The organism is Actinomadura sp. 3N508 (assembly GCF_044326375.1).
GTDB lineage: Bacteria > Actinomycetota > Actinomycetes > Streptosporangiales > Streptosporangiaceae > Spirillospora.
This window is the reverse complement of record NZ_JBIRAX010000005.1, coordinates 25304-50804: the sequence shown is the minus strand read 5'-3', so window position 1 is coordinate 50804 and position 25501 is coordinate 25304. Positions and strand designations below refer to the sequence as shown.

Genomic DNA, 25501 nt, shown 5'->3' with positions numbered 1-25501 from the left:
GATCAGCTCTCTTCCAGCCGAGGGCCGTCGAGCGAAGCTCGTCCATTGAATGGTGGTGGGTGGGGGCTGGAGGACGGTTCGCCCAGGCGTAGGTCGGCGACGCGGAGCAGGCTGTGCGCGGCGTCGCCGAGCACCTCGCGGTCGAGCAGGACGCGGCGGGCGTACAGGTGCGCCACGTGCTCCCACGTGTGCCCGATGCCGCCGTACACCTGCATCACCGTCTCGGCCACGTCGAGGGAGGCGGTGGCGGTGTAGGCCTTCGCGGTGTGCGCGGCGAGCAGCGCCTCGTCCGGTGCGGCCTCGTCGGCGGCCCAGGCGGCGTAGCTCACGCAGGCGGACGCGGCCTCGCAGTGGACGAGCGCGTCCGCGCACATGTGCTGGATCGCCTGGAACGAGCCGATCAGGGTGCCGTAGGCGACGCGTTCCTTGGAGTAGGCGACGACGCCGTCCAGGGCGGCGCGCATCGCGCCGACCGCGTCGGCGGAGATCACCGTGAGCGCGAGCGCCCGCCAGCGGTCGAGGTCGGCCGCCTCCAGCGGGCGGCCGATCTCCTCGGCGCCCGCGGGGGCGGTGGTGAACCGGGCGATCTCCCGGGTGAGGTCGGCGGCGGGCCCGCGGCCGGCGGTGTCGCCGAGCGGGACGCGGACGAGCCGCGGCGCCGGGCCGCCGTCCGACAGCGCGAGCGCGTGCGCGGCGCCCCAGCAGTCGAACGCGATCGCCTGCCCGAGGCCGGCGACGGTCGCGATGCCGGACAGGTCGGCGGTGAGCAGGACGGCGTGGCGCTCGGCGCCGTCGGCGGCCCGCTGGAGCAGGCCGGGCGGCGCGCCGGCCAGCGCGAGCAGCTCGGTGGCGAGGACGGCCGACCCGAGGTAGGGCAGCGGTGCGAGCGCACCGCCGAGCGCCTCCGCGACGATCATCGCGTCGACGCCCGAGCCGGTCGGCGCGCCGGAGCCGTCCCGGACGCGCAGCCCGAGCATCCCGGCGTCGGCGAGCGCGCCCCAGCCCTTTCCGCGGTCGATCTCCCCGATGTCCCGCGGATTTCCCGCGCTCACCGAGCCGGCCAGCGAACTCATCATTTCCCGCAGCATCTGCTGTTCATCGTTCAGCAGCGCAAGAACCATTGTTGGCTCCCTGTGAGCACGAAAAAGCGCGGCAATACGCCGGACGTCAAGGCGTGTCCCCCAGACCATCGAGGACTACCAGACGACCGGTAGGCAACTGAACCTGGTTCAGAGATACCCCGCGGGCCTCCGCGCTGTCAACCCTCTGGCCCTGAACTGCATACTTAGCGGCGATCTCATCCATGTGAACTCGTGCCCGCCAGACCGTTGACGCCCGGCAGACCGGATGTTAGACAATACTGAATCACGTTCACCCCCACAGAATCCCTTTTGAGCGGAGGACGTCATGCTCGCTCTATCACGGGGCATGAAAATTCTCACCGCAATGGCGATGGGAACAATTCTGGCCACCGTTACGGCATGTGGAAGCGGCTCCGCGGATTCTGCGGGCACGGGCCCCTTCGTCTTCTACGTGTCGATCGACACCTCGGGCCCGACCGCGATCCTCGGCGGCGGCCTGCTCGGCGGCGCCCGCGCCGCGATCGAGGACGTCAACGCCAAGGGCGGCATCAACGGCCGCAAGATCAAGCTCGAGATCACCAACGACCAGAACAACCCGACCAAGGCGGTCAGCGAGCTGCAGCGCCGGCTCGCCAAGGGCAAGCCCGACCTCGTCTACCCGGGCGGGTCCAGCGCGGTGTCGATGTCGATGCTGCCGATCCTCACCCGCGACAAGGTCCTGTCGGTCGGCGCCACCAGCAGCATCCAGCTCAACGACCCGAAGAAGTTCCCCTACCACTTCGGCGTCACCCCGCCGAGCGCGGCCTACGTGCCCACCTTCGTCCAGCTGGCGAAGCAGAAGGGCTACAAGAAGGTCGCGATGATCTACTCCGACGACGCGACCGGGCAGAGCTCGTTCAAGCAGTACGAGGCCCCGCTCAAGCAGGCCGGCATCGAGCTCGCCAGCGCCAGCTACGACGCCACCGCGCTCGACATGACGCCGCAGCTCCAGCAGCTGAAGGCGCAGAACCCGCAGGCGCTGATCGTCAACGGCTACGGCACGGCGGTGCTGTACGTCCTGCGCAGCCGGGCCCAGCTCGGCTGGACGCTGCCCTCCTACGGCGACCAGCTGGCGAGCCCGTCCCCCATCGCCGGCAAGGTCACCGCGGCGCAGATCCAGAACTACCAGGTCATCATGCAGACGTCCTCGCTGGCGGGGCACGAGCAGCATCCCGGCCTGGGCAAGGTGATCCAGGCGTTCAAGGCGTCCGACTCGGCCAAGTTCCTGACGCAGACGGGCCTCGCGGTGTTCACCACCACCTACGACCTGATCGAGTTCGTCGCCCACGTCGCCGCCCAGGAGAAGACGACCGACGGGGAGAAGCTCGCGAAGGCGTTCGAGAAGTTCAGGACGCCCGCGACCCCGCCCTGGGTCGGCAAGGGCGCCAAGGGCGAGGTGACCCAGTACGAGTACACCCCGACGAACCACTTCCCGAAGACCAGCGCGACATCGTTCAAGTACGTCCAGCCAGGGACCTACGACGCCGACGGGCTCTACGTGCCCGGCAAGGGCTACTGAGGGCGGGGTCTCGATGACGACCATCTGGTCCGGGCTGGCCACCGGCGCCCTCTACAGCCTGGTGGCCATCGGCTACAACGTCGTGCTGCTGGCGTCCGGCGTGGTGAACTTCGCCAACGCGTACCTCATCATGATCGGAACGTTCCTCGCCTACGTCGGCCTGGTCGACTGGGGCCTGCCGGTCGCGGTGACCGTGCTGCTGGCGGGCCTCGCCGTCGCGGTGATCGCGGTGGTGGAGGAGCGGATCGCGATCCGGCCGCTGCTGCGCCGGCACGGCACGCACGCCGCGCTGATCACCACGGTCGGCGTCGGCACGCTGCTCGGCGGGATCGCGTCCAAGATCTGGGGCACCGAGCCGCTGAAGGTGCCCTCCCCGTTCTCCAGCGACCCGCTGACATTGTTCGGCGGCACCATCCAGCGCAACGACCTGGTGCTGATCCTGCTCGTGCTGGCGCTCGGCGTCGGCCTGCACCTGTGGTCGCGCAAGACGCTGCTCGGGCTGGCCTCGCTCGCCACCGCGGAGAACCGGCAGGCGGCGCAGGCGCGCGGGCTGAACGTGCGGGCGCTCGGCATCGGCGCGTTCGCGCTGGCCGGGCTGATCGCCGGGCTGTTCGCGGTGTTCGTCGCGGGACGGACCTACGCGCACTTCCACCTCGGCGAGACCCTCGCCCTGTTCGGCTTCGTGGCCATCGCGATCGGCGGGTCCGGCAGCCAGCTCGGCGGGCTGATCGGCGGGTTCACGATCGGGCTGCTCTACGCGGTCACCGCAAGGTACGTCGGCGACTCCTACCCGCAGATCGTGGTGTTCGGGGTCTTCCTGCTCATCCTGCTGACCCGGCCGCGAGGCCTGTTCGGCGGCGCAGCGGAACGGCAGGTGTGACGACATGACCACCCTCTCCGCATCGACGAAGGGCCCGGCCCTCCCGGGCCTGCTGCGCAGCGGCATGCCGGTGGCCGGCGTGATCGCGGCGGCGCTCGTGCTGTTCGCGCCGATGCTCGGCCTCAACGACTACTGGGCCCGCACGGTACTGCTGATCGCGATCCTGTCGCTCCAGGTCAGCGGGCTCAACATCGTCCTCGGCTACGCGGGCGAGCTCGCCGTCGGGCAGGTGTTCCTGTACGCGGTCGGCGCCTACCTGACCGGCTACCTGGGCGTGACGCACGGCATCACCGACGCGGGCCTGATCATGGTGTGCGCGATCGGCTGCGCGATCGTGGTCGGGCTGATCACCGGCATCCCCGGGCTCCGGCTGGGCGGCTGGTCGCTGGCGATGCTGACCTTCTTCCTCGTCCTCATCATCCCGAACCTGGTGAAGGTGCTGGAGTCCTACACCGGCGGCACCAACGGGCTGGCGCCGCCGATCCCGACCCTGTTCGGGACCGAACTCGGCCGCGACGCCCTCTACATGCTGATCATCGCGGTGACGGCGGTGTGGTTCCTCGTCGCCCGCAACATGATCCTGTCGCGGCACGGCAACGCGTTCCTGGTGCTCAAGCAGAGCCCGGTGCTGGCGAGCGCGCTCGGGATCTCGGTGTTCCGGCTGAAGCTGCTCGTCTACGTGACCGGCGCGATCCCGGCGTGCCTGGCGGGCGTGATGTTCGCCTGGCTGGACGGCTTCATCGCGCCCGAGACGTTCACGTTCACGATGGCGCTGAGCATCCTGGCGGCGTCGATCGTCGGCGGGTCCACCTCGATCTACGGGGCGCTGGCCGGGGCGGCGATCGTCCAGATGGGGCAGCAGTCGTTCAGCTCGTTCCAGGAGTGGCAGCTCATCATCTACGGCGTCTTCCTGCTGGTCGCCGGGATCCTGCTGGCCGACGGCCTCACCGGCCTCGCCCGCAAGTGGCTGCGCTGGGGCGCCCGGCGGCTCGGCCTCACCCTGGCCGCGCCGGCCGCGCCCGCCGCGGCGGACGGCCCGGCGGCCGCGTCCGCGGAGGTGGGCGCCCTGCCCGGCGTCCGGCTCCGGACCGAGGGGCTCTCGAAGTCGTTCGGCGGCAACCGCGCGCTCCGCGAGGTCAGCATCGACGCCGAACCTGGCCAGGTCACGGCGCTGATCGGGCCGAACGCGTCCGGGAAGACGACGCTGCTCAACCTCGTCTGCGGCTTCTACCGGCCGACCGCCGGGGCGATCAGGCTCGGCGACCGGGATCTCGGCGGGCTGCGGCCCTACGGGATCTCCCGCGCCGGGATCGCGCGGACGTTCCAGACGCCGCTGATCCCGAGCGGCATGACCACCAAGGACTTCGTGGCGACGGGCCGCTACATCTCGCACCGGGTGCGCGTGCCGTCGGCGGTGCTGCGGCTGCCCGGGTTCCGGCGCGGCTGGGCCGCCGACGACGCGGAGGCCGTCCGGCTGCTCGGGCTGCTCGGCATCGCCGACGTCGCCGGGCAGGAGGTCGACTCGCTGCCGCTCGGCACCCGCCGGCTCGTCGAGGTGGCGCGGGCGCTCGCCGCCCGACCCGCGGTGTTCCTGTTCGACGAGGTCGGCTCCGGCCTGGACGAGGGCGACCTCGCCGGGCTGGAACGCGCCATCGGCCTGATCCGCGACGCGGGCGGCACGGTCGTGCTCGTCGAGCACAACTTCCCGCTGGTGCTGAAGCTCGCCGACCGGATCCACGTCCTCAGCCAGGGCGGGCTGCTGGTGTCGGGCACCCCGGCGGAGATCCAGGCCGACCCGCGCGTGCTGGAGGAGTACACCGGCTCGAAGGCGGCCGGGCAGGCCGGACCGGCGGGCCAGGCCACGGGGGGTGAGGGCTGATGCTGGAGGTCAAGGGGCTCAGCGGCGGCTACGGCGACATCCGGGTGCTGTGGGACGTCGACCTGCGGGTCCGTCCCGGACGGGTGACCGCCGTGCTCGGCCGCAACGGCGCCGGGAAGACGTCGCTGCTGAACGCGGTCGCCGGGTTCCCGCCCGCCGTGACCGGCGGCACCGTCACCTTCGACGGCCGGGACATCACCGGCCTCGCGCCGCACCGCCGCGTCCGCGAAGGGCTCGGCTACGTCCAGGAGGGCAAGCAGGTCTTCCGCGGCCGGACGGTGGAGGACAACCTCCTGCTCGGCGGCTTCACCCTCGCCACCGGCGGCCTGAGCCGCTGGACCGGCGGGCGCAAGCGCAGCGCCGCGCGCCGCGCGGCGCTGGAGCAGCAGTACGAGCGCTTCCCGATGCTGGCCGAGCGGCGGCACGCGGTGGCCGGGAGCCTGTCCGGCGGGCAGCAGCAGATGCTCGCCATCGCGCAGGCGCTGATGCCGGGGCCGCGGCTGCTGATGCTGGACGAGCCGTCCGCCGGGCTCGCCCCGGTGATCGCCGCCGAGGTCTTCGAGATGATCACGGCGCTGCGCGCGGACGGGCTGTCGCTGCTGCTGGTCGAGCAGGTCGTGGAGTACGCGATGCGGGTCGCCGACGACGTCGCGGTCGTGGACAACGGGCGGATCGCCGCCGCGGGCGACGCGAAGTCCTTCGACGACACCGCCATGATCAACGAGATCTATCTGGGCGTGGGAGCCGGTGACGGCGGACAGGGGAGTTGACGCAGTGGGCAAGCAGGTGACGGCGACGGGGATCGAGCGGCTGTTCGCGCCCCGCTCGATCGCGATGGTGGGCGCGTCCAACCAGGTGGAGCGGATCGGCGGGCAGGTGTACGGGAACCTGGCGCTGTCGTTCAAGGGCGCGCTGTATCCGGTGCATCCGCGCGACGAGACGGTCCAGGGCGACCGGGCGTACCGGTCGGTCGCCGAGCTGCCCGAGCCGGTCGACCTCGCGGTGATCGCGGTGCCCGCGCAGCACGTGACCGGGGTGGTCGAGCAGTGCGGCGAGCGCGGCGTCGGCGGGGCGGTGGTGCTGACCGCCGGGTTCGCCGAGGCGGGCCCGGCGGGCGAGGCGCTCCAGCGCGAGCTGGCCGAGGTCGCCGCGCGCACCGGCGTGCGGGTGACCGGGCCGAACTGCATCGGCTACCTCAGCTCGGCGGGCGGGGTCGCGGCCAGCTTCGCGATGCCGCCGGGCACGCCGCTGCCGCCGCCCGGGCCGGTCGCGCTGGTGTCGCAGAGCGGCGGCTTCGGGTCCTACATCGCGGAGAAGGCGCAGCTCGCCGGGCTGCGGCTGGGCTGGTTCGTCAGCACCGGCAACGAGGTGGACGTCAACATCGCGCAGGTGCTGCGCTACCTGGTCGAGCGGGACGAGACGCGGGTGCTGCTGGCGTTCAGCGAGACGCTCCGCGACCCGGACGTGCTGGTGGAGACCGCGCAGCGCGCCGCCGAGCTGGACAAGCCGCTGGTCATGCTGAAGGCCGGGCGGTCGCGGGAGGCGGCGCGGGCGGCGCTGAGCCACACCGCGTCCGTGGTCGGCTCCGCCGAGGTGTTCGACGCGGTGTGCCGCCAGTACGGCGTGGTGGTCGCCGACACGATGGAGGAGATGCTCGACCTCGGGATGATCTTCCAGGACGGGCGGCGGCCGCGCGGCGACCGCATCGGGATCATGACGACGTCCGGCGGCGCCGGGGTGCTGCTCGCCGACGGCGCCGGGATGTCGGGGCTGACCGTGCCGGAGTTCCCGAAGGAGGAGCGGGACGCGATCGCCGCGAAGATGCCGCAGCCGTTCTACGGGTCGGCGGCCAACCCGGTCGACACGACCGCGCAGATCACCGCCGCGCCCGACCTGTTCCAGACGGTGCTCGGCGAGGTCGTCGGCGGGTCGGTCGTCGACATGGCGACCACGGTGACGTGGGCGCGGCCCGGCCCCGCCAACGACGCCATCATCGAGACGTACCGGTCGACGGACAAGCCGTTCGCGGTGCTGTGCACGGCCTGGCTGGAGGAGTTCCAGAAGGCCGGGGTGCCGACGTACACCGATCCGCGGCGGGCCGTCCACGCGCTGGCGACGCTGGCCAGGCACACGCTGCGGCGCCCGCCGCCCGCGGCGTCGTTCACGCCCGACGCCGACCGCGCCGGACGGGTGCGCGGCATGCTCGGCGAGGCGCGGACGCTGGGCGAGGGCGTGCTCCTGGAGTCGACGGCCAAGCGGGTGATGGCCGAGTACGGGATCCCGGTGACGCGGGAGACGTTCGTCCGCGGCGTCCGCGACTCGGGGCCGGACGAGGTCGCGGCGGCGGCGGAGGCGCTCGGCGGGCCGGTCGCGCTGAAGGTGATGTCGTACCAGCTTCCCCACAAGTCGGACGTGGGCGGGCTGCGGCTCGGGCTCTCCGGCGCCGACGCCGTCCGGGACGCCTACCGCGACATGATCGCGGAGGTGGGGCGGCGCGCCCCGGAGGCGATGATCTCCGGGGTGCTGGTGCAGGAGATGGCCCCGGCCCGGCTGGAGATCGGCTGCGGGATGCGCCGGGACCCGGTGTTCGGCCCGATGGTCGCGCTCGGCCCCGGCGGGATCATGATCGAGATGCTGGCGGAGACCGCGCTGCTCCGCCCGCCCTTCGACGCCGGCGCCGCCCGCGAGGCGATCGGCGGGCTGCTCGGCGGGCGCCTCGTCGGCGGCTCCCGCGGCCTCTCCCCCGCCGAGCTCGACCTGCTCGCCGCGACGATGACGGGCCTCGGCCAGCTGGCCCTGGAGGTGCCCGAGATCGGGGAGATCGACGTCAACCCCGTCCGGGTGGCGGACGGGTCGGCGGTCGCGGCGGACGCCCTCATCGTGCTCGCCGCCGACGACGGAGAGGAGGGCTGACCGGGATGGCCGACTTCGGCAAGATCGGCTTCGAGTGGCCGCCCTACACCATCGAGGTGGAGCGCGGGAAGATCGCCGAGTTCGCGGCGGCGATCAAGACGTCCGACCCGGTCTACACCGACCGCGAGGCAGCCCGCGTGGAAGGGTACGCGGACGTGCCCGTCCCGCCGACGTTCAGCGCCGTCGGGCAGCACTGGGCACCGAAGGCGTCGGTGGAGGACGACCTCGGCGTCGACCTCAAGCGGGTGCTCGCGGGCGGCACCGACTGGGAGTACCTCGGCGACATCGTCGCCGGCGACGTGCTGACCGTGCGCGGACGCGTCGTCGACATGGTCGAGAAGCAGGGCAGCCGCGGCCCGATGACGCTGATCATCCGGGAGAACACGTTCGTCAACCAGCGCGGCGAGACCGTGCTCCGGCTGCGCGGCACCATGATCGAACTGGGTGCCGGGGGCTCGTCGTGATCGCGCCGGGCACCCGCGCCGGCGAGGTCAGGGTCGGCCCGCTGACCAGGACCGACTTCGTCCGGTACGCGGGCGCGGGCGGCGACTTCAACCCCATCCACCACGACGACGGCTTCGCCGCGTCGGCCGGGTACCCGTCGGTGTTCGGCCACGGGCTGCTCACCGCCGGGATCCTGTCCGGCTTCGCCTGCGACTGGCTCGGCCGCCGGAACCTGCGCACCTACGGCGTCCGCTACGTCGCGCAGGTCTGGCCGGGCGACACGCTCATCCTGTCCGGCGAGATCACCGGCGTCACCGGGGAGACGGCGGAGGCCGAGCTGCGGGTGGAGCGCGAGTCCCCGGACGGCGAGCGCGCGGTCGTCCTGCGCGGCACCGCCAGCGCCGTCTACCCCGAGCCCGAGGAGGACACGAAATGAGCGAAGCGAACCGGGGGGTGTGGGGGGTCGGCCCCCCACAAGGTGCACCAGTGAGCGAACCGGTTGAGCCCGCCCCGCACCCCGCCTACCTGGAACGGCTCGACAAGGGCGTGCTGGCCTACCAGCGCTGCGACGACTGCGCGAAGGCCGTCTTCCATCCCCGGGTGACGTGTCCCGGCTGCGGGAGCGGGCGGCTGGCGTGGCGGGAGAGCGCCGGGCTCGGCACCGTCTACTCCACGAGCGCGCTGGCCCGCCGCGACGCGGAGCCGTACTCGGTGGCGCTGATCGATCTGGACGAGGGCTTCCGGATGATGAGCACGGTCGTCGGCGTCCCGGCCGGGGACGTCCGCATCGGCATGCGGGTGCGGGCGCGCATCGAGCCGCGCGACGGCGACCGCGCCCCGCGCCCGGTGTTCACCCCCGAGGAGGCCGGGCGGTGAGGGGCGCGGCGGCGATCGCGGGCGTGGCCGAGTCCGACCTCGGCGAGGTGGGGACCGGCCGGTACGCCATCGACCTGGCCGCGCAGGCGGCGGCACGCGCGCTCGACGACGCCGGGCTGACCAAGAACGACGTCGACGGCCTGTTCACCGCCATCGCCGGACGCGGCATGGCGCCGCTCGACGTGGGCGAGTACCTCGGGATCAGGCCCCGCTACAGCGACGGCACGATGGTCGGAGGCAGCGCTTTCGTGTCGTTCCTGCACCACGCGGCCCTGGCGGTCCAGGCGGGCGCCTGCGAGGTGGCGCTCCTCGTCTACGGCAGCACCCCGCGCGCCGACTCCGGCCGGGCCCGGCTCGGGATGGGCCCGCCCGAACTGCCGAACTACGAGGCCCCGTACAAGCCGCGTCAGCCGATCACCGGGTACGCGCTGGCGGCGGCGCGGCACATGCACCAGTACGGCACCACCCGCGAGCAGCTCGCGGAGGTCGCGGTGGCGGCCCGGCGCTGGGCGCAGCTCAACCCGGTGGCGTTCGAGCGCGGCCCGCTGACCGTGGACGACGTGCTGTCCAGCCGGGTGATCTCCAGCCCGCTGGCCAAGCTCGACTGCTGCCTGGTCACCGACGGCGGCGGCGCGGTCGTCGTCACCACCCCGGAGCGGGCGCGGGCGGCGCGCAAGCCCCCCGTCTACCTGCTCGGCGCGGGCGAGGCGCACTGGCACCGGTCGATCTCGCAGATGCCCGACCTCACCGTGACCGCCGCGACCGAGTCGTCGGCGCGGGCCTACGCGATGGCGGGCGTCGGCCCGTCCGACGTGGACGTCGTGCAGGTGTACGACGCCTTCACCATCAACACGATCCTGTTCATGGAGGATCTCGGCTTCTGCGCCAAGGGCGAGGGCGGCGCGTTCGTCGCCGGCGGGCGGATCGCGCCGGGCGGCGAGCTGGCCGTCAACACCAGCGGCGGGGGCCTGTCGTACTGCCATCCCGGCATGTTCGGCATCTTCACGATCATCGAGGCGGTGCGGCAGCTGCGCGGGGAGTGCGGCGACCGGCAGCGGGACGGCGCCGAGGTCGCGGTCGCGCACGGCAACGGCGGCCAGCTTTCCAGCCAAGTCACCGCCGTATTGGGTTCGGAGGCGACGTTGTGACAGTCGAATCGATCACACCCAGGCTCGGCGGCCCGCGGAACCGAAGGAGAGCGCATCCGATGACGGCCGTGCTGACCGAACGCTACGGCAGCGTGCTGCTGGTGACGCTGAACCGTCCCGACGTGCTGAACGCCGTCGACGCGACGGTGACCGAGGGCATGGCGGTGGCCTGGCGGGAGGCCGCCGACCCGGCGGTCCGCGCGGTCGTGGTGACCGGCGCCGGGCGGGGCTTCTGCGCGGGCGCCGACCTGAAGGCGGCGCGGCGCCCCGACTCCGGCCCGGCGGGCGGCGGCCTGCGCGCCACGTTCAACGCGAACATGCTGGCGCTCGCCGCGCTGGACAAGCCGGTGATCGCGGCGGTGAACGGTCCCGCGGCCGGGTTCGGGCTGTCGCTGGCCTGCGCGGCCGACCTGCGGATCGCCTCGCACGCGGCGCGGTTCGTCCCGGCGTTCGCCGACATCGGCCTCGTCCCGGACGGCGGCGGCTCCTACTACCTGACGCGGCTGCTCGGCTACTCCCGCGCCTTCGAGCTGCTCACCACGGGACGCCGCCTGACCGCGGCGGAGGCGCTGGAGTGGGGCCTGGTCAGCGAGGTCGTCGAGCCGGTGGCGCTGGTCCCGCGGACGCTGGACCTCGCCGCGCGCCTCGCCGACCGGCCCGGCCTGGCGGTGCCGCTCACCAAGCGGCTGCTGTCGGGGGCCGCGCGGGCGCACCTGGCCGAGCAGCTGGAGGAGGAGGCGCGGGCGCAGGAGGCGGCGATCACCGCCCCGGGCCGCGCCGCGGCGCGCGCCGCCAAAGTCGACGAGATGAAACGCTGAGAGGGAGGGCACGTGCCCGATTACGGCAGGTTCACCAAGGTCCTGGTGACGCAGGACGACCGGCTGCTGACGGTCTCGCTCAACAACCCGGACCGGCTGAACGCCATGGGCGGCGGGCTGGAGCGGGAGCTGTCGGAGGTGCTGCGGCTCGTCGCCGAGGACACCTCCGTCGGCGCGGTGCTGCTGCGCGGCGAGGGCCGCGCGTTCTGCGCGGGCGGCGACGTCAAGAGCTTCAACGAGTGGACGAGCGCGGAGGACCAGCCGCCGCCGTCGACCCGCGTCCTGAACACGTTGAAGGCCACCGAGATCCTGGACACCCTGCTGGCGGTGCCGCAGCCGATCGTCGCGGCCGTGCACGGCTACGCGATGGGCCTCGGCGCGACGATCGCGCTGTTCTGCGACGTCGTCGTCGCGGCCGAGGACGCCAAGATCGCCGACAGCCATGTCGCGGTCGGCCTCGTCGCCGGGGACGGCGGCGCGGTGATCTGGCCGCTGCTGATGCCGCTCGGCGCCGCCCGCTACCACCTGATGACGGGCGAGCCGCTCAGCGGCGCCGACGCCGCCCGCTACGGGATGGTGCTGCGCGCCGTGCCCGCCGCGGAGCTGCCCGGGGAGTCCGAGCGCATCGCGCGCAAGCTCGCCGACGGGGCGCCGCTGGCCGTCCAGGGCACCAAGGCGACGCTGAACAAGATCGTCCGGGATCGGATGGCGCTCAACCTGGAGAGCGGCCTGCTGCTGGAGGGCGCCACCTTCGTCAGCGAGGACCACAAGGAGGCCGCCGCCGCCTTCGTCGAGAAGCGCAAACCCAAGTTCCAGGGCCGCTGACGCTCGCCGGACCCGGCCGATCGTCTACCAGACGGCTGGTTCATACTGAGGCTCGGGGGGAGCGACGGGCGTCGATCAAGGGGGTCCATCCATGAGCGAGGACGTGCCGGGTCCGCTGGACCGGGTTCAGTGGGAGGCGTGGAGCCGGAAGCTGCTGCCGCCCGTGCAGGATCTCGGCGGCGGGCTGTGGTCGATCCCCGTCCCGCTGCCGCTGGAGGCGCTGCGCTACGTGCTGGTGTACGCGCTGGAGCTGGACGACGGCGTCGCGCTCATCGACGCGGGCTGGAACACCGAGGAGGCGTGGCGGGCCCTCACCGAAGGGCTCGCCGCCGCCGGGTTCGGGATCGGCGACGTCCGCGCCGTCCTGGTCACGCACATCCATCCCGACCACTACGGCCTGGCGCACCGCATCCGGGAGGAGTCGGGCGCGTGGGTCGGGCTGCATCCGGCCGACGCGGCGCTGCTCGCGGTGCGCTACGACGACGTCGACAGCCTGATCGAGGACAACCGGGTGCTGCTGGAGCGCATCGGCACGCCGCAGGAGCAGGCCCGCGAGCTGGCGAGCGCGTCGATGGCGATGCGCCGGTTCGTGTCGGTCGCCAAGCCCGACCGGCTCATCGAGGACGGCCAGCGGCTCGGCCTCCCCGGCTGGAACCTGCGCGCGATCTGGACCCCGGGCCACTCCCCCGGCCACCTGTGCTTCGCCGACGAGGACCGCCGGGTGCTGTTCTCCGGCGACCACGTCCTGCCCCGGATCACGCCGAACATCTCGATGCATCCGCAGCAGCGCGCCAACCCGCTCCAGGACTTCTTCGACGCGCTGCGCAAGGTGGCCGCGCTGGACGTCCACGACGTGCTCCCGGCCCACGAGTACCGGTTCGCCGGGCTGTCCGGCCGGGTCGCGCACCTGCTGGCGCACCACGAGGAGCGGCTGGACGAGATCGAGAAGGCGCTGGGCGAGCGTCCGGGCGCGGGGTGCTGGGAGATCAGCAGCCGGCTCACCTGGTCGCGGCCCTGGTCGTCGTTCGACACCCATTCCAAGCGCGCCGCCACGGGCGAGACGCTCGCGCACATGGTGCTGCTCGAACAGCGCGGGCGGCTGGTGCGCTCGGGCGGGCGGCCCGAGCGCTGGTGGCCTCCGGCCCTGCTGGAGACGGCCGAAGGGGCCTGACTTACCTACCAGTCGTCTGATAGATTACGGGTACCGAAGAGGAGGTCCTTCATGCCATCTCGCCAACTCGGCTTCCCGGTGTTCGACGCCGACAACCATCTGTACGAGAAACGCGAAGCGCTGACGAGGTACCTGCCCGACGAGTACAAGGGGGCCATCGACTACGTCGATGTGCACGGCCGCACCAAGATCGTCGTTCGCGGGCACATCAGCGACTACATCCCGAACCCGACGTTCGACCGCGTCGGCAAGCCCGGCGCCCAGGAGGAGTACTTCAAGCACGGCAACCCGGAGGGCAAGACCCTCCGCCAGATCATCGGCCGGGGCATCGACTGCCCGCCCGCCTTCCGCGAGGCCGGGCCGCGCCTGGAGCTGATGGACGAGCTCGGCCTCGGCTACTCGCTGATGATGCCGACCCTCGCCAGCCTCGTCGAGGAGCGGATGCGCGACGACCCCGACCTGTGCGCCGCGGTCATCCACGCCCTCAACCGGTGGATGTCGGAGGACTGGCCGTTCGCCCACGAGGGCCGGATCTTCTCCACCCCGATCATCACCCCGGGCCTGGTCGACAAGGCGATCGCCGAGCTCGAATGGGTCCTCGACAAGGGCGCGAAGGTCATCCTGATGCGTCCCGCGCCCGCGTGGGGGTACCAGGGGCCGCGCTCGTTCGCGCTGCCGGAGTACGACCCGTACTGGAAGCTGGTCGAGGAGTCCGGCGTCCTCGTCGTGCTCCACGCGTCCGACAGCGGCTACAACCGCTACTGGAACGAGTGGGAGGGCAAGCAGCTCGAGATGCAGGCGTTCGCGCAGCCCATGCCGTTCACGGCGGCGATGCGCAACGCCCACCGCGAGATCCAGGACGCGGTCACCTCGTTGATCTTCCACGGCGCGCTGTGGCGGCACCCCGGGGTGCGGATCGCGCTGATCGAGAACGGCGCCGGCTGGGTGCCGCACCTGCTGTCGCACCTCGACGAGACCTACGGCACGATGCCGCAGGTGTTCCCGGAGCCGCCGTCGGAGACGTTCAAGCGGAACTTCTGGATGCACCCGTTCCACGAGGAGGACCCGCGCGACCTGATCAAGCTGCTCGGCGCCGACCACATCATCTTCGGCTCCGACTACCCGCACGTCGAGGGGCTCGCCGACCCGCTGTCCTACGTCGACGAGCTGGCCGGCATCCCGGACGAGGACATCCGCAAGATCATGGGCGGCAACATGATGGGCCTGCTGGGCGTCGCCGCCTGACCCGCGCGCAGCGGGCCTCTGTCCGTCCCCCTTCGCGACAGGGGTCCGCTGCGATCATCGTCCCGTCCCGCATCCGCCGGGAAGCGCACGCCCCGGCGCTCATCATCTAGGGTTCGACACGTGAGCGACGACACGCCCGCCGAGGAGCGGCAGTCCCGGCCGCGGGGCCGCCGCACGGCCGCGCTGCTGCTCGACGCCGCCGTGGAGGAGTTCACCGCGCACGGCTACCACGACGCCCGCATCGCCCGGATCGCCGAGCGCGCGGGAACGTCCTACGGCACCTTCTACCTCCACTTCACCGACAAGACCGACGTGCTCTGGGAGTCGCTGGAGCCGATGCGGACCGACCTGGCCGAGGTGCTGGAGTCGCTGGAGCCGCTGACGGCCGGCCCGGACGGCCGCCGGGCCCTGGAGGCGTGGGTGCGGCGGATCTGCGACCACTTCCAGCGGCACATGCCGATGTTCCGGGCGCTGGTCGAGGCGCAGGCCGCGTCGGAGGAGATCGCCCGCAGCGGCGTCGAGATGCTGGGCGGCTACCGCCGGATCATCGCGTCCCGGATCAGGGAGAGCGACGCGATCGGCATCGACCCCAACCTCGCCGCGCTGATCATCTACGCGACGCTGGAGCGGACGAACTTCACCTACTACTACGGGTCGCTCGTCGCGAGCCACCGCGAGATCGTGACCGTGCTGACCGAGTTCATCCACCAGTCGCTGTTCGGCGCGCCCGCCCCCGCCGCCGCCTGACCCCTCGGGCGGGGCCGGGTCACCGGCCGCCGATGCGGAGCCGGGAACCGCCCGGCACGGCCTGGCCGAAGAACGCGCGCTGGATCATCACCGACAGCGTGTCGTGCAGCCGGTCGATGTTCACCTCGGAGTACTCCGAGTGCGCGTAGAAATGGATGCGCTCCACGACCACGTACAGCAGCGCGGCGCGCAGCTCGGTCGGCACGTCGGACGTCATCCGCGCCGCGTCGATCGGCCCGGAGAACGCGTTCACGAGCTTCACGAACGCCGTCCCGGCCTCCTCTGCGAGCTCCGGGTCGTGCGGCGCGACGTTGTCGGTCCAGGCGCGGATGACGCCGCTGAACCGGACGTGCACCGCGTCGTAGTCGGACAGGAACAGCTTCAGCCGGGCCCGCGCGTCCTCCTCGGGACGCAGCGCGCCGAGCCGGTCGGCGAGCGCCCGCAGCGCGCGGAAGCAGTCGCCGCTCAGCTCGTGGAACAGCGCCCGCTTGTTCTCGAAGTACCGGTAGAACGTGGCCCGGGAGGTGCCGGCCAGCCGGATCACGTCGTCGACCGTGGTCTTCTCGTACCCGTAGCGGGCGAACGCCTGCAGGCCGGCCTCGGTCAGCCTCGACCGGAGTCCGCTCTCCTGGCCGGCCGGAACCGGTTCGGCCAACGGGCTCGACCCCCTCGACTCGTGCCGCCCGATGACATGGGTGTTTCCGGACATCCAGCGTGAAGCCGGTAAAGCCCATTGTCCAAGGCTCGCGTGGTGTTTACAGTCATGTCACTTTAGCCGTCTCAGGCGAGTGCCAGGACCCCTCGGTTCAGCCGCCCGCCGGCCAGGTCCCCGATCGCCGTGCCGATGTCGGCGAGGTCGTAGACACGGCTCACCATCGCGTCCAGCTCGAAGCGCCCGGCCCGGTACAGGCCGACCAGCAGCGGGATGTCGTGCTGCGGGCGGGCCGTCCCGTACCGGCAGCCCATGATCGTCTTGTTCTGGTAGAGGGAGGCGACCTGGAAGGCGGCCTCGGCGTCGCGCGGCGGGACGCCGAGCAGCACGCAGGTGCCGCCCCAGGCCAGCAGGTCCACCGCCTGCCGGATCAGGGCGGGGTGGCCGACGCACTCGAAGGCGTGGTCGACGCCGCCGGTGAGGCCGAGGCCGCGCACCGCCGCCGGGACGTCGCCGGTCCTGGACGCGTCGATGAAGTCGGTCGCGCCGAACCGGCGGGCCGTCTCCTCCTTGGCGGGGTTGGCGTCCACGACGACGATCCGTCCCGCCGCCGCGAGCCGGGCGGCCTGGACGACCGACTGCCCGATGCCGCCCGCGCCGATGACCAGCACGGTGTCGCCGGGCCGGACGCGGGCGCGGTTGAGCACGGCGCCCGCGCCGGTCAGGACGGCGCAGCCGATCAGGCACGCCGCGTCCAGCGACACGTCCTTGCCGATGACGACGGCCTGCGACTCGTGGACGACCGTCCGCTCGGCGAACACCCCGGCGTTCGCGAACTGGTAGGCCCGCTCCCCGCCGAGGGTGAACCGGTCGTCGCGGACGCCGAGCGAGGCGCGGCACAGCGTCGGCTCGCCGCGGTCGCAGGCCGCGCACCGGCCGCAGTTCCCGAGCGTCGTCAGCACGACGTGGTCGCCCGGCGCGACGTGCGAGACGGCCGGTCCGACCTCCTCCACGACCCCGGCGCCCTCGTGGCCCATGACGACCGGGGTGGGGAACGGGATCGTCCCGTTCACGACCGACACGTCGCTGTGGCACAGGCCCGCCCGGTGGACCCGGACGGCCACCTCCCGAGGCCCCGGCCCCCGGACCTCGACGTCGTCGCGGACCTCCAGGTCGCCCGTCCATACGATGCCGCGCATCACGGTCCTCCCGTCAGCCCGGCCATACCAGGCTCTGCAACTCGGTGTAGGCGTCCAGGGCGAAGTCCCCGCCGTCGCGCCCGACGCCGCTGCGCTTGAAGCCGCCGAACGGGGTCTCGGGATTGCGGGCCAGGGTGTTGATCCCGACGTTCCCGGCGCGGAGGCGGCGGGCGACGCGCATCGCCCGGACGGTGTCGCGCGACCAGACGTAGTCGTAGAGGCCGAAGTCGGTCGCGGCGGCGAGCGCGATCCCCTCCTCCTCGTCGTCGAACGGCAGCGCGACCACGACCGGGCCGAAGATCTCCTCGCGGACCGCCCGCATCCCGGGCTTACACCCGGCGATGAGCGTCGGCGCGACGTAGAAGCCCCGGTCGAGCGGCGGACGTTCGCCGCCCGCCACCACGGTGCCGCCTTCCTCCGCCCCGGAGCGGACGTAGGACTCGATCCGCTCCCGGTGCGCGCCGCTGATCACCGGCCCTACGGCGGTGTCCGGCGCGGCCGGGTCGCCGACGGCGAGCGCGCCCGCGATGGCCGACAGCCGGTCGACCATCTCCTCGTAGACGCCGCGCTGCGCGATCAGGCGGGTGGGCGCGGTGCAGATCTGCCCGGAATGGAAGGTGTAGGTGCTGGCGGTGCCGAGCGCGGCGGCCTCCAGGTCGGCGTCGTCGAAGACGAGGCTGGCGCCCTTGCCGCCGAGTTCGAGGAGGAGCCGCTTGCAGTCGCGTCCCGCCACCTCGGCGATGGCCGTGCCGACCGCCGTGCTGCCGGTGAAGCTCACCATGTCGACGTGCGGCGACCCGACCAGCGCCTCGGACGGCTCCGGGCCCGGCCCGACGACGAGGTTGACGACGCCGGGCGGCATCCCCGCCTCGTGCAGCGCGCCGACCAGCATGATCACGCCGAGCGGGTCCTGCGGGGCGGGTTTGACGACGACCGTCGCGCCGACCGCGAGCGCCGGGCCGATCTTGCCGACCACGTTGGTCAGCGGCACGTTGTAGGAGGTGATGCACGCGACGACGCCGACCGGCTGCCGGACGGCCATCGCGTTCACCAGCCCGCCGCGTCCCACCGGATCCGGCGCGGGCGGCAGCGGGATGTCGCGGACCGCGCCGCGGGCGTAGCGGCGCAGCCGGGCGACCGCCGCCGGGACCTGCGCGGTCCGCGTCATGGCGGTGGTCGCGCCGGTCTCGGCCTGGACGAGCGCGAACAGCTCCGCGTAGCGGGCCTCCAGGAGGCCGGCGGCGCGGTCGAGCAGCCGGGCGCGTTCGGCGGGCGGGGTCTGCGACCAGGCCGGGAACGCTGCCGCCGCGGCTTCGGCGGCGCGGGCGGCGTCGGCGGCGGACGCGCTCGGGGCCAGGCCGACGATCTCCTCCGTCGCCGGGTTGACGATGGGGTAGGTGCCGTTCTCGCCGTCCACCGGCTCGCCGCCGATCCAGAGGCGGGCCGCGCGCTCCATCAGCGTCACCACAGCTCGTCGGCGTAGGTGTCGGTGCCGACGACGGTCGGCAGGAACGGCGCCGCGAACGTCACCCTTCCCGCGCCCGCGTCTTCCATGGCCTTGGCGTAGTCGCGGACGGCGTCCCAGCGCTCGCGCGGATCGGTCTCCATGAACACGAGCTGGACGACGCGGTCCGCGCTGCCGCCCGCCGTGCCCAGCGCCATCGGCGAGCCGCCTTCGGCGGTGCCGCCCTTGGGCGTCCAGGACGCGATCGTGTCGATGTCGTCGGTCGCGAGCAGCGCGGCCTCGGGTCCTTCGGCGGAGCCGCCGTCGCCGGGTTCGGTGACGACGACCGCGAGCCCCTTGTAGCCGTGGTCGAGCGCCAGCTCGATCGGGACGCCGTCCTCGTCGGCGTACCTGGCCGACTCGAAGGTGTAGATGCCGGTGTGCGCGTGCGTCCGCTCGGCGAAGCCGCGGTCGTTCTCGTACAGCCACCAGACGCGCTCACCCGCCCACTCGGTGTGCGCGTCCACCTTGCCTTTCAGGTACCAGTAGATCGACACGTAGGAGCCCGCGTCGAGGGGCTCGGCGAACGGGCTCTCCGCCGGGAACCGCAGATCCTTGAGGGCGCGGGGCGCGACCCAGCGGCTGCCGGCGAGGGCGTGCGGGCCGTCCATGACGCCCGCGTAGTAGTGGTCGCGCTCGTACCAGCGGTTGTAGGCGACCTCGTGCCCGCGGTGCGGGTCCACCATCGTGAACAGCATCGCGCCGACCTTGACGGGATAGTCGTCCATCAGGCCCCTCCTCCTTCGCCGCCGACCAGCGGCATGACCTCGTGCGCGAACGCGGCGATCTGGTCGACGAGCTCCTCGTGCCCGCGAACCGGGAAGGACAGCTGCAGGTGGGTGACGCCCAGGTCCGCCTCCGCCCGCAGCGCCGCGGCGATCTTCTCCGCCTCGCCGGTGACGGTCCGCTCGGGGACCGCCTCGGCCGGGACACCGACGTAGACGCTCGCGCCGCCGCCGACCACGAACGGCGCGTCCGCCCGCCCGGCCGCCTCCAGCATCACGCGCAGCCGGGTGACGGCGGCGGCGGTGCCCTCGGGCGGCGGGCCCTGCGGCAGCCAGCCGTCACCGAGCCGCGCCGCCCGGTCGACGGCGCGCGCCGACGAGCCGCCGATCCAGATCGGCGGACCGCCCGGCTGGACGGGACGCGGGCTCTGCCCGCCGTCGCCGCCGCCCCACTCGTCGGCGAACTTGCCGCGGATGGCGCGGATCGCCTCGTCGGTCCGGCGGCCGCGGTCGCGGAACGGGACGCCGAGCAGGTGGAACTCGCCCTCCAGGTGCCCGGCGCCGACCCCGAGCACGACCCGGCCCCCGGAGAGCGCGTCGAGCGTGGCGAACGCCTTGGCGGTCAGCAGCGGATGCCGGTACGCGACGACGTAGACGTGCGACAGCAGCCGCACCCGCTGGGTGATCCCGGCCAGCCAGCCGAGCGTGGCGACCGCGTCGTACCAGGTCGTGGTCATCCGGGGCGCGTGCTCGCGCGGGATCGCGACATGGTCGCAGACGGCGACGTAGTCGAAGCCGTGCGCGTCGCACGCCTGCGCCACCGCCGCGATCTCGGCCGGTCCCGCCGCGTGCTCCCAGGGCTGGGCGAACAGCTTCGACTGGGCCTGGACGGGCAGTTGCAGCCCGAAGGTGACCGGGCTCATGACCGCTCCTCCGCGGTGAGCCGCTCCCGCAGCCGGAACTTCTCGATCTTGCCGGTGGCGGTGCGGGGCATCCGCTCGATGAAGACGATCTCCTCGGGAATCTTGAAGTGCGCCAGCCGCTCGCCCGCGTGCGTCTGGACCTCGCCGGCGGCGGGCGGGCGGGCCGGGTCGGCGGCGACCGCGAACGCCATCACCCGCTCCCCCAGCACCGGGTCCGGCATCGCCAGCACCGCCGCCTCCGCCACGCCCGGGTGCTCCCGCAGCACCGACTCGACCTCCATCGACGAGATGTTCTCGCCGCCGCGCCGCACGATGTCCTTCTTGCGGTCGACGAAGAAGAAGAACCCGTCCGCGTCGAAATAGCCGAGGTCGCCGGTGTGGAACCAGCGATCGTCCAGCGCGGACGCGGTCGCCTCCGCGTCCTTGAGGTAGCCGGCGAAGCCGATCCGCTCCCGGTCGAAGACGACCTCGCCGGTCTCGCCGGCGGCGGCCCGCGTCCCGTCCGATCGGATGATCGCCATCCCCGAGCCGGGGAACGGGCGGCCCGCCGAACCGGGGCGGCGCGGCTCGTCCAGCCGCGTGTAGGTGCCCATGCCCGCCTCGGTCATCCCGTACCAGTCGATGACCGGCGCGCCGAACCGCTCCTCGATCGCGGGGGCGCCGCCCGCGCAGCCGAGCACGATCAGCACCCGGAACGCGTGCGTCCTCTCGTGCAGGGCCGGGGGCCGTCCCATGAGGATGTTGACGATCGGCGCGAGCGTGAACAGGTACGTCGGCCGGTAGAGGTCGACCAGCCGCCAGAACCGGCCCGCCGAGAACCGCCTCGGGAACACGGCGGCGGCCCCGTAGGCCAGCGCGGACATGAGCCCGCCGAACCCGTTGCCGTGGAAGAACGGCGTGACGATCAGCGCCCGGTCCGACGCCGTGAGGCCGAACATCTCGTTGTAGTCGATCCCGGTCGCGGCCTTCGATTCCGACACCACCGCCTTGGGCCGTCCGGTCGTCGTCCCGGACGTGTACATCAGCAGCGCCGCCGACGCCGCCTCGTCGCCCTTCGGCAGCCGGTCCCGGGGATCCGCCGGGGCCATCGCGATCAGCTCTTCGTAGGAGATCGCGGACGACGGCGGCTCGGTCTCCCCGTCGTCGATGGCGATCACGTGCGTGAGACCGGGGATCTCGGCGGCCAGCGCGGCGGCGCGGGCGGCGAGGTCGGCGTCGCAGACCACGGCGACCGAGTCGGAATGGGCGCAGACGTACTTCGCCTCGGCGTCCGTCCATTCGGGGTTGGCGGCGACGGTGGCGAGGCCCGCGGCGCCTGCGGCCAGGTACGTCTCCACCCACTCGGGACGGTTCCGCGCCCACACGCAGATCCGCTCGCCGGGCTGAATCCCGAGCTTGACGTGCAGCGCGGCGCCGAGCGCGGTCGCGTTGCCGATCAGCTCGCCGTAGGTGCGGACGCCGTCCTGCTCGGTCAGCAGCGCGAGACGGCCGGGGCCGGTCGCGGCGTGACCGGCGATGATGTCGAAGAGGGTGGTCATCCAGCCTGCCTCTCGGGGTTACTTTCGCGGGCCAGGTAGGAGGCGAGGAGGCTCTCGCGGTCGGCGAGGTCGGCGGCCGCGCCGCTCATGGCGATCTCCCCGGCGGCCAGCACGTAGGCGCGTTCGCACAGGTCGAGGGCCAGACCGGCATTCTGCTCCACGACCAGCACCGAGATCCTGCTGCGGACCTCGCGCAGCGCCGTGTAGACGGTGTCGACGACGGCGGGCGCGAGGCCGAGGGACGGCTCGTCCAGCAGGAGCAGGCGGGGCGCGGCGAGCAGGCCGCGGCCGATCGCCATCATCTGCTGCTCGCCGCCCGACAGCGTCCACGCGCTGCGCCGCCGGAGCTTCGTGAGCGGCGGGAACAGGTCGTAGACGTCGGAGAGGTCGAACTCTGGGGTGCGCCCGCTGCGGGCGACGGCGCCGACCAGGAGGTTGTCCTCCGTGGACAGGCTGCGGAACGGCATCCGGCCCTCGGGGACGTGCACGAGCCCCGCCCTGGCGATGGCGTCGGGCGAGGTCTTGCGCAGGTCGGAGCCCGCGAAGCGGATCTCGCCGCGCGCCTTGGCCAGCCCGGACAGCGCCCGCAGCGTGGAGCTCTTGCCCGCGCCGTTGGCGCCGAGCAGCGCGACGGACTCGCCCTCGCCGACGTCCAGGTCGATGCCGCGCACGGCGTCCACCTGCCCGTACGACACCACCAGGCCCCGAACTTCCAGAAGCGGGCCGCTCATTTCGCCTCCCCGAGGTAGGCGCTGATCACTTCGGGATGGGACCAGACTTCCGCGGGCGTGCCCGCGGCGATGCGGCGGCCCGTCTGCAACACGACGATCCGGCGGCAGAGCCGCTCCAGGAAGGCGATCTTGTGCTCGACGAGCAGCAGGCTCGCGCCGAGCTCGGCGACCTGTTCCAGCAGCTCGACCAGGCGCTCGGTCTCGACGGAGCTGAGCCCGGCGGCGGGCTCGTCCATCAGCAGCAGCCGCGGTTTGGCGACCAGCGCCCGCGCGATCTCCAGGTGCCTGCGCTCCCCGTAGGCCAGCCCGGCGGCGGGCTGGTGGGCCCGGTCGAGCAGGCCGACGCGGCCGAGCGCCTCGGCGCCCTCGCTCCAGCGCGCCCGGTCGCGGGCCCACATCGAGGGACGGCGCAGCCAGGCGCTCGCGGTGGACCGCCCGCCCCGGTCCCGGGACGCGACCAGGACGTTCTCCAGGCACGTCAGCCCGGGATCGACCTGCGGCGTCTGGTAGGTGCGGAACACGCCGTGCCGGGTGATCCGGCCGGGCTTGCCGATCGGGACGTCCGCGCCGTCCACCCGGACCGCGCCGGAGGCGCCCACCAGCCCGGACACCACGTTCAGCAGCGTCGACTTCCCTGACCCGTTCGGCCCGACCAGCCCGACGACCTCGCCGGGCCGCACGTCCAGCGACACCCCGTCGACCGCGGTCACGCCGCCGAACCGGACCGTGATCGCGTCGCATTCCAGCAGCGGGGTTCCTGTCGTCTCTGTGCTCATTTGCGACGTTCCTTGAGCCGGGCCCGGACGGTGGCGGGCAGCGAGGCCAGCCCGCCGGGCAGCATCACGATCACCAGCAGGATGATCAGCGCGTAGACGAGTTCCTTGTAGTCCGCGAGGTCGCGCAGCCATTCGGGGATGAGGGTGAGGATCACGGCCCCGACGGGCGGCCCCCACAACGAGCCGCTGCCGCCGAGGAGCAGCATGAGCAGCACGTCCAGCGAGATCTCGACGTGGAACGAGGTGGGGTCGATGAAGGCCGAGGTGTGCGCCAGCAGCGAACCCGCCCCGCCCATGTACGCGGCGCCGATGCCGAAGGCCGCCGCCTGCAGGCGCAGGGTCGACAGCCCGGTCGTGCGGGCCACGTCCCCCATGCCGCGGGCGAAGATCAGGTCCCGCTGCACCGGGGACCGCTCCACCAGGACGGCGAGGCCGAGCCCGACGACGAGCACGCCGAACGCCAGGTAGAAGTACTCGCGGGGCGTGTCGAGCATCAGCCCGAAGATGTTCGTCTCGATGCCGAAGCGGCCGGTGCCGCCGCCGGTGAAGCCCGTCCAGTTCCGCATCACGATCATGGTCAGCTCGCCGAACGCGAGCGTGGCGATGGCGAACTGGATCAGCGGGCTGCGCGACAGCGCGAGCTTCAGCAGCATCCCGATCAGCCCGGTGACCAGCACCGCCGTCACGAACCCGACGAGGAACCCGCCGTGCTGCGAGGCCCACACCGAGGTGTAGGCGCCGATCGCGTAGAACCCGACGGTGGCGAGGCTGAACTGCCCGGCGAGCGTGAGCTGGAAGTAGAAACCGAGCGCCAGCAGCCCGTAGATCGCCGACGTGATCATGATGCCGGTGCCGTACAGGCCCTGGATGCCGAGCGGCAGCAGCGCGCCGAGGATCGCGACCACGATCAGCAGCTCCCGCTGCCGCCGGTCGAACACCGCCGGCTTCAGCGCGGGCGGCCCGGCCTTCTCCGTGCGGCGGGCGACGCCGTCAATAGCGGACACGGACGACCTCCCCGAACAGGCCGCTGGGCCGCAGCACCAGCGCGATGAGCAGGATCAGGTACGGGTAGGCCTCGACGTAGTCCGCCGAGACGTACCCGGCGGCCATCTGCTGGACGATCGCGATCCCGAACGCCGCGAGGACGGTCGCGCCCATCCGGTCGAAGCCGCCGAGCACCGTCGCGGCGAACGACGACAGCAGCAGCGTGAATCCGAGCTGCGGCGACACCGTCAGCGTCGGCGCGACGAGCACGCCGCCGAGCCCGGCGAGCGCCGCCGACAGCCCGAACATCAGCACCGACAGCCGGGTCACCCGGATGCCCTGGAGCAGCGCGGTCTCCCGGTCGGCGGCGAGCGCGCGGACCTGCCGTCCGATCGACGACCTGTGCAGCATCAGCATCAGCGCGGCGAGCACCACGGCGGTGACTCCGACGATCAGGACGCTCTGGTACGGCACGGCCGCGCCCGCGACGTGCCAGACCGACCCGCCGAACGGCGACGGCAGCGTCTTCTGGTCGTTGCCCTGCCACAGGATGATCAGCGAGCGGAGGCCGAGCGCCAGCGCGAACGTGGAGATGACGACCGCGAGGATCGGCTGCCTGCGCAGCGGCGCGTACCCGATGCGCTCCATCGCGACGCCCACGGCGAAGACCAGCGCGACGACGATGACGTAGGCGAGGACCGTGGCGACGCCGTGCGCCACGATCAGCCACACGCCGAAGTAGGCGCCGAGGGTGAGCAGGTCGCCCTGCGCGAAGTTGACGACGCCGGTCGTCTGGTGCAGCAGCACGATGCCGAGCGCGATCAGCGCGGCGATCGCCCCCTGCGCGACCCCGGACGCCAGCAGGCCGACGAAGTGGCCCATC

25 protein-coding genes are annotated in these 25501 nt (G+C 72.7%); 14 read left to right on the top strand and 11 right to left on the bottom strand.

What is annotated here, in order from left to right; genetic code table 11:
• Nucleotides 1-2 precede the first annotated feature (2 nt).
• Nucleotides 3-1121 carry an acyl-CoA dehydrogenase family protein gene (locus tag ACH34S_RS19115; protein WP_395954030.1) on the bottom strand — a complete coding sequence of 373 codons (1119 nt, stop codon included), beginning with the start codon at nucleotides 1119-1121 and terminating at the stop codon, nucleotides 3-5.
• Nucleotides 1122-1533: 412 nt separating this feature from the next.
• Between ACH34S_RS19115 and ACH34S_RS19110 the strand changes: the two genes are divergently transcribed.
• The 14 genes from ACH34S_RS19110 (at nucleotide 1534) to ACH34S_RS19045 (ending at nucleotide 15586) form a co-directional block, all read left to right on the top strand.
• Nucleotides 1534-2640: an ABC transporter substrate-binding protein gene (locus ACH34S_RS19110; RefSeq protein ID WP_395954029.1), complete on the top strand. Its 1107-nt coding sequence runs from the start codon at nucleotides 1534-1536 to the stop codon at nucleotides 2638-2640.
• A gap of 13 nt (nucleotides 2641-2653) precedes the next feature.
• Nucleotides 2654-3520: a branched-chain amino acid ABC transporter permease gene (locus ACH34S_RS19105; RefSeq protein ID WP_395954028.1), complete on the top strand. Its 867-nt coding sequence runs from the start codon at nucleotides 2654-2656 to the stop codon at nucleotides 3518-3520.
• Nucleotides 3521-3524: 4 nt separating this feature from the next.
• On the top strand, nucleotides 3525-5399 hold the full coding sequence (locus ACH34S_RS19100) for an ATP-binding cassette domain-containing protein (RefSeq protein ID WP_395954027.1): 1875 nt from the start codon (nucleotides 3525-3527) through the stop codon (nucleotides 5397-5399).
• On the top strand, nucleotides 5399-6169 hold the full coding sequence (locus tag ACH34S_RS19095) for an ABC transporter ATP-binding protein (RefSeq protein WP_395954026.1): 771 nt from the start codon (nucleotides 5399-5401) through the stop codon (nucleotides 6167-6169). Before ACH34S_RS19100 ends, ACH34S_RS19095 begins: the two co-directional genes overlap by 1 nt.
• 4 nt (nucleotides 6170-6173) lie before the next feature.
• On the top strand, nucleotides 6174-8312 hold the full coding sequence (locus tag ACH34S_RS19090) for an acetate--CoA ligase family protein (protein WP_395954025.1): 2139 nt from the start codon (nucleotides 6174-6176) through the stop codon (nucleotides 8310-8312).
• A 5-nt stretch (nucleotides 8313-8317) separates the two neighbouring features.
• Nucleotides 8318-8776: a MaoC family dehydratase N-terminal domain-containing protein gene (locus tag ACH34S_RS19085; protein ID WP_395954024.1), complete on the top strand. Its 459-nt coding sequence runs from the start codon at nucleotides 8318-8320 to the stop codon at nucleotides 8774-8776.
• Nucleotides 8773-9192 carry a MaoC/PaaZ C-terminal domain-containing protein gene (locus tag ACH34S_RS19080; RefSeq protein WP_395954023.1) on the top strand — a complete coding sequence of 140 codons (420 nt, stop codon included), beginning with the start codon at nucleotides 8773-8775 and terminating at the stop codon, nucleotides 9190-9192. The genes ACH34S_RS19085 and ACH34S_RS19080 overlap by 4 nt, the downstream gene beginning before the upstream one ends.
• A gap of 50 nt (nucleotides 9193-9242) precedes the next feature.
• Entirely contained in the window at nucleotides 9243-9632 is a 390-nt protein-coding gene (locus ACH34S_RS19075) for a Zn-ribbon domain-containing OB-fold protein (RefSeq protein WP_395954022.1), read from the top strand.
• On the top strand, nucleotides 9629-10780 hold the full coding sequence (locus ACH34S_RS19070) for an acetyl-CoA acetyltransferase (RefSeq protein WP_395954021.1): 1152 nt from the start codon (nucleotides 9629-9631) through the stop codon (nucleotides 10778-10780). Before ACH34S_RS19075 ends, ACH34S_RS19070 begins: the two co-directional genes overlap by 4 nt.
• Nucleotides 10781-10839: 59 nt before the next feature.
• Nucleotides 10840-11598 (top strand): enoyl-CoA hydratase/isomerase family protein, encoded by a 759-nt coding sequence (locus ACH34S_RS19065; RefSeq protein WP_395954020.1) that lies wholly within the window; start codon nucleotides 10840-10842, stop codon nucleotides 11596-11598.
• A 12-nt stretch (nucleotides 11599-11610) separates the two neighbouring features.
• On the top strand, nucleotides 11611-12423 hold the full coding sequence (locus ACH34S_RS19060) for an enoyl-CoA hydratase/isomerase family protein (protein WP_395954019.1): 813 nt from the start codon (nucleotides 11611-11613) through the stop codon (nucleotides 12421-12423).
• 91 nt (nucleotides 12424-12514) lie between these two features.
• Nucleotides 12515-13594, top strand: coding sequence for an MBL fold metallo-hydrolase (locus tag ACH34S_RS19055; RefSeq protein ID WP_395954018.1), 1080 nt, complete (start codon nucleotides 12515-12517; stop codon nucleotides 13592-13594).
• A gap of 51 nt (nucleotides 13595-13645) precedes the next feature.
• Nucleotides 13646-14839, top strand: a complete 1194-nt coding sequence (locus tag ACH34S_RS19050; protein WP_395954017.1) for an amidohydrolase family protein — start codon at nucleotides 13646-13648, stop codon at nucleotides 14837-14839.
• A gap of 120 nt (nucleotides 14840-14959) precedes the next feature.
• Nucleotides 14960-15586 (top strand): TetR/AcrR family transcriptional regulator, encoded by a 627-nt coding sequence (locus ACH34S_RS19045; protein ID WP_395954016.1) that lies wholly within the window; start codon nucleotides 14960-14962, stop codon nucleotides 15584-15586.
• Nucleotides 15587-15605: 19 nt separating this feature from the next.
• Here the strand turns inward: ACH34S_RS19045 and ACH34S_RS19040 are convergent, their stop codons facing one another.
• The 10 genes from ACH34S_RS19040 to ACH34S_RS18995 form a co-directional block, all read right to left on the bottom strand.
• Nucleotides 15606-16241 carry a TetR/AcrR family transcriptional regulator gene (locus tag ACH34S_RS19040; protein WP_395954015.1) on the bottom strand — a complete coding sequence of 212 codons (636 nt, stop codon included), beginning with the start codon at nucleotides 16239-16241 and terminating at the stop codon, nucleotides 15606-15608.
• Between the two features lie 125 nt (nucleotides 16242-16366).
• Complete coding sequence (locus ACH34S_RS19035; RefSeq protein ID WP_395954014.1) at nucleotides 16367-17437, bottom strand: Zn-dependent alcohol dehydrogenase; 1071 nt, start codon at nucleotides 17435-17437, stop codon at nucleotides 16367-16369.
• A 13-nt stretch (nucleotides 17438-17450) separates the two neighbouring features.
• A complete protein-coding gene (locus tag ACH34S_RS19030) occupies nucleotides 17451-18893 on the bottom strand; it encodes an aldehyde dehydrogenase family protein (protein WP_395954539.1) in 1443 nt (480 codons plus the stop codon).
• 5 nt (nucleotides 18894-18898) lie between these two features.
• Nucleotides 18899-19669 carry a hypothetical protein gene (locus tag ACH34S_RS19025; RefSeq protein WP_395954013.1) on the bottom strand — a complete coding sequence of 257 codons (771 nt, stop codon included), beginning with the start codon at nucleotides 19667-19669 and terminating at the stop codon, nucleotides 18899-18901.
• On the bottom strand, nucleotides 19669-20589 hold the full coding sequence (locus ACH34S_RS19020) for a TIGR03619 family F420-dependent LLM class oxidoreductase (protein ID WP_395954012.1): 921 nt from the start codon (nucleotides 20587-20589) through the stop codon (nucleotides 19669-19671). The genes ACH34S_RS19025 and ACH34S_RS19020 overlap by 1 nt, the downstream gene beginning before the upstream one ends.
• Nucleotides 20586-22127, bottom strand: coding sequence for a class I adenylate-forming enzyme family protein (locus ACH34S_RS19015; RefSeq protein ID WP_395954011.1), 1542 nt, complete (start codon nucleotides 22125-22127; stop codon nucleotides 20586-20588). Before ACH34S_RS19015 ends, ACH34S_RS19020 begins: the two co-directional genes overlap by 4 nt.
• Nucleotides 22124-22858 (bottom strand): ABC transporter ATP-binding protein, encoded by a 735-nt coding sequence (locus tag ACH34S_RS19010; RefSeq protein WP_395954010.1) that lies wholly within the window; start codon nucleotides 22856-22858, stop codon nucleotides 22124-22126. The genes ACH34S_RS19015 and ACH34S_RS19010 overlap by 4 nt, the downstream gene beginning before the upstream one ends.
• A complete protein-coding gene (locus tag ACH34S_RS19005) occupies nucleotides 22855-23634 on the bottom strand; it encodes an ABC transporter ATP-binding protein (protein ID WP_395954009.1) in 780 nt (259 codons plus the stop codon). The genes ACH34S_RS19010 and ACH34S_RS19005 overlap by 4 nt, the downstream gene beginning before the upstream one ends.
• The gene (locus ACH34S_RS19000) at nucleotides 23631-24638 is read right to left on the bottom strand and encodes a branched-chain amino acid ABC transporter permease (RefSeq protein ID WP_395954008.1); all 1008 of its coding nucleotides are present in this window, start codon (nucleotides 24636-24638) and stop codon (nucleotides 23631-23633) included. Before ACH34S_RS19000 ends, ACH34S_RS19005 begins: the two co-directional genes overlap by 4 nt.
• Nucleotides 24625-25500 carry a branched-chain amino acid ABC transporter permease gene (locus ACH34S_RS18995; RefSeq protein WP_395954007.1) on the bottom strand — a complete coding sequence of 292 codons (876 nt, stop codon included), beginning with the start codon at nucleotides 25498-25500 and terminating at the stop codon, nucleotides 24625-24627. The genes ACH34S_RS19000 and ACH34S_RS18995 overlap by 14 nt, the downstream gene beginning before the upstream one ends.
• Between the last annotated feature and the right edge of the window lies 1 nt (nucleotide 25501).

What these genes read in the sequence shown, in the direction of transcription:
- ACH34S_RS19035 (WP_395954014.1), bottom strand. Translation starts at nt 17,437, where the DNA reads ATGCGCGGCATCGTATGGACGGGCGACCTGGAGGTCCGCGACGACGTC.
- ACH34S_RS19015 (WP_395954011.1), bottom strand. Translation starts at nt 22,127, where the DNA reads ATGACCACCCTCTTCGACATCATCGCCGGTCACGCCGCGACCGGCCCC.
- ACH34S_RS18995 (WP_395954007.1), bottom strand. Translation starts at nt 25,500, where the DNA reads ATGGGCCACTTCGTCGGCCTGCTGGCGTCCGGGGTCGCGCAGGGGGCG.
- ACH34S_RS19020 (WP_395954012.1), bottom strand. Translation starts at nt 20,589, where the DNA reads ATGAGCCCGGTCACCTTCGGGCTGCAACTGCCCGTCCAGGCCCAGTCG.
- ACH34S_RS19025 (WP_395954013.1), bottom strand. Translation starts at nt 19,669, where the DNA reads ATGGACGACTATCCCGTCAAGGTCGGCGCGATGCTGTTCACGATGGTG.
- ACH34S_RS19055 (WP_395954018.1), top strand. Translation starts at nt 12,515, where the DNA reads ATGAGCGAGGACGTGCCGGGTCCGCTGGACCGGGTTCAGTGGGAGGCG.
- ACH34S_RS19010 (WP_395954010.1), bottom strand. Translation starts at nt 22,858, where the DNA reads ATGAGCGGCCCGCTTCTGGAAGTTCGGGGCCTGGTGGTGTCGTACGGG.
- ACH34S_RS19030 (WP_395954539.1), bottom strand. Translation starts at nt 18,893, where the DNA reads ATGGAGCGCGCGGCCCGCCTCTGGATCGGCGGCGAGCCGGTGGACGGC.
- ACH34S_RS19100 (WP_395954027.1), top strand. Translation starts at nt 3,525, where the DNA reads ATGACCACCCTCTCCGCATCGACGAAGGGCCCGGCCCTCCCGGGCCTG.
- ACH34S_RS19095 (WP_395954026.1), top strand. Translation starts at nt 5,399, where the DNA reads ATGCTGGAGGTCAAGGGGCTCAGCGGCGGCTACGGCGACATCCGGGTG.
- ACH34S_RS19115 (WP_395954030.1), bottom strand. Translation starts at nt 1,121, where the DNA reads ATGGTTCTTGCGCTGCTGAACGATGAACAGCAGATGCTGCGGGAAATG.
- ACH34S_RS19105 (WP_395954028.1), top strand. Translation starts at nt 2,654, where the DNA reads ATGACGACCATCTGGTCCGGGCTGGCCACCGGCGCCCTCTACAGCCTG.
- ACH34S_RS19085 (WP_395954024.1), top strand. Translation starts at nt 8,318, where the DNA reads ATGGCCGACTTCGGCAAGATCGGCTTCGAGTGGCCGCCCTACACCATC.
- ACH34S_RS19005 (WP_395954009.1), bottom strand. Translation starts at nt 23,634, where the DNA reads ATGAGCACAGAGACGACAGGAACCCCGCTGCTGGAATGCGACGCGATC.
- ACH34S_RS19050 (WP_395954017.1), top strand. Translation starts at nt 13,646, where the DNA reads ATGCCATCTCGCCAACTCGGCTTCCCGGTGTTCGACGCCGACAACCAT.
- ACH34S_RS19065 (WP_395954020.1), top strand. Translation starts at nt 10,840, where the DNA reads ATGACGGCCGTGCTGACCGAACGCTACGGCAGCGTGCTGCTGGTGACG.